General features: G+C 60.6%; 3 protein-coding genes. 1 reads left to right on the top strand and 2 read right to left on the bottom strand.

The annotated features are described in order from the left end of the window. Positions 1-36: 36 nt before the first annotated feature. Positions 37-288, bottom strand: a complete 252-nt coding sequence (locus SO140_RS45675; protein ID WP_449384650.1) for a hypothetical protein — start codon at positions 286-288, stop codon at positions 37-39. A gap of 7 nt (positions 289-295) precedes the next feature. After that, positions 296-694, bottom strand: a complete 399-nt coding sequence (locus SO140_RS45680; protein WP_449384651.1) for a hypothetical protein — start codon at positions 692-694, stop codon at positions 296-298. 211 nt (positions 695-905) lie between these two features. Here SO140_RS45680 and SO140_RS45685 point away from each other — a divergent pair, with 211 nt between their 5' ends. Next, entirely contained in the window at positions 906-1,115 is a 210-nt protein-coding gene (locus SO140_RS45685; RefSeq protein ID WP_449384652.1) for a hypothetical protein, read from the top strand. Positions 1,116-2,284: the final 1,169 nt, after the last annotated feature.

Here is a 2,284-nt window from a genome sequence, read left to right on the forward strand (position 1 = left end):
TCGATGCCTTCACCCCCGAGGAATGCGCCAACTACCTCAAAAATTCAGGCTATCGAACTTAATGCCATCACGCTTTAACTCGCCGTGCGCTTCGGCCAATCGCCGAATGTCGACGGCATCGCCGCCCATTTGCTCGGTCTGCAGCCGCTCGATCTCGAGCTTGAGGGCGGTAGCGTGGTCGATCTTGAGTCGCTCCGGCAACGCCGCGGTGTCCGGATCAATGCCAAACAGCCCGGCAATCTCGGCGCGGACCTTGGCAAAGATGCTGGACTTGCTCGGACGGGCCATTGCGCTCTCAGGACCCCACGGGATCGCGCTCGGCGTACCTGGCCTCCAGATCGTCGAGCCAGCTGGGGTCGGCCCGCTGACCGGCCTTGCCAGCGATGATGGATAGGAGCCGCTTGCTGGTCGAACTGATCGGGATCAGGAGATCGCTGTCGACGAGCTCGCCACCGACGATCCGCTCCTGCAACCGTTCGGCCTGAAGCTGAAGCGCGACCGCCTGGCGCACCAACGCCTTCTCGGGCTCGGTCAGCTCGCCGCCGAGTTGCTGCGAATAGCTTTCGACCAAAAACTTGAAGCGTCGACCTCCGGCAGACCGCAAATCGACGGCGCGCGACAGGAGGCGGCCATTGGAAACCCGATCCCGGCCCGTGCTTCGAGCTGCTCTGACGGTGGAATGACCTGCTTGCATAATCCGTGTATCCTTAGACGAATTCATGCACAAAATGTGCACTACACCCGGATAAAATGCAGGCTATTCACTAGGGGTAGTGTCATCGCGACTGTGTTACACAAACTGTGGACATGTTAGTGCGCTGAAGAGCGACTTGCCCGCGCGTAACAGGAACGTTTCACAAATCTGCCGGTTTGCTTTTGGGGCAGGCCGACCGGAGGCTAGTCTCATGCTCAAGGCATTCATCACGGGAGCGATCGCCATCAGCTTGATAGTCGCGCCAACAGCCGCAGGTGCTATGTCGACCCACCAGAAGACCCACAAAACCCATCACGCGAAGAAGATGGAGATGGCGCCTGGCACCACGACCGGAATGTCGAGTGGAACGACGACGACTGAAAAAGCAACCAGCGGTGCAAAGGCCAAGTCGGGCTACTGAGCCGGTCGAACGTCGCGCGACACGCAAGCAGGCGCGCAGTAGCCCCGCTCCATCGCTGGGGCTGGGGGCTGATGTAGCGATGGAGCGGGGAGCCGGGGGCTTCGATCAGACCAGCGCGGAAACGATCGATGTCCTAGGCGCAATCAATTTGCGCCCGTGATTCTGGCTAGCTGACGGCCGACACATGTCGCTAATCGTTCAATCGTTCGGACTATGAAAAACCTAGCAGGTGTTGCCGCCATGCAATTTCCAAAGCCACATTGTTGCCCCACTATGGACCCTAGCCGGTCATGATTGACCAGCAGCGGACTGGCTGGCTAGGCTCGGCACACGTTTCGGCGGGGGCAGTGTGCCGGGCCGCCGCGCGGCGGGGAGCAATGGCGGCAGCCATGTGGATAACCCTGTGGATAAGTCGACGGACAGTGCGGTGACAACAAAAACCGCGCCCGGCGGTGCGCAGCGCGCGTTGCCAGCGGGATAGTTAGGCCGTCACGATTGGCGCGCTAAAAGCCGCCAGTTCGGGCCGTTTTATGCAATTGCCCGGCGTAAGTCGCCGTGAGCGCCCATGGCCCACGCCAGGGAGGCCGGAATCGAAAGGGGCCGCCCTTCAGCGACCCCTTGCCGGTTGAAATCTTGTTCGGGATGCGAAATGGCCAGCCCCGGCGGAATTACCTTAGGGGCATTTCATGACCAGCGTGATTCCGGAAAATTACCGTGCGTAGCACTGTCCTAATCTGCGGAAAACTACGGGTTCTCTTGGGCGAACACCCATTTCCTTTTGAATGACATCGCGTCGAGGTGGTTCTTGGTAAGAAGATCGGCGAAGGCCCGCCTCGCCAGCCCCGGACAGGTCTTCACATTCAAGAGGCCGCCTCGATTTGGCGGCCTTTTCATTTGAGGTGCGGGCCTGGAGTAGCAAGCTCAACAACGGCCCCAGCTCCGGGAGGGAGAAGGATGCTGGGGCCGTTAGTCCGCGCCGGTCCAATGCCTACGCACGCTTTCGCTCATGGCGGGTTTCCGCACCTACCTATGTGAATTTCATTTAGCGACCTTCCGCTTCCGCCTCACACGCTTGCCTCGAAAGGGCGCGGCTGCTCCTTCACCACCCGCTGCACGACTGACGTGCCGACGCCGAGCGTCCGGCCGATCTTCAGGATGCCCGTCCCGTC

The organism is Bradyrhizobium sp. UFLA05-108, from assembly GCF_059803455.1.

What these genes read in the sequence shown, in the direction of transcription:
- SO140_RS45675 (WP_449384650.1), bottom strand. Translation starts at nt 288, where the DNA reads ATGGCCCGTCCGAGCAAGTCCAGCATCTTTGCCAAGGTCCGCGCCGAG.
- SO140_RS45685 (WP_449384652.1), top strand. Translation starts at nt 906, where the DNA reads ATGCTCAAGGCATTCATCACGGGAGCGATCGCCATCAGCTTGATAGTC.
- SO140_RS45680 (WP_449384651.1), bottom strand. Translation starts at nt 694, where the DNA reads ATGCAAGCAGGTCATTCCACCGTCAGAGCAGCTCGAAGCACGGGCCGG.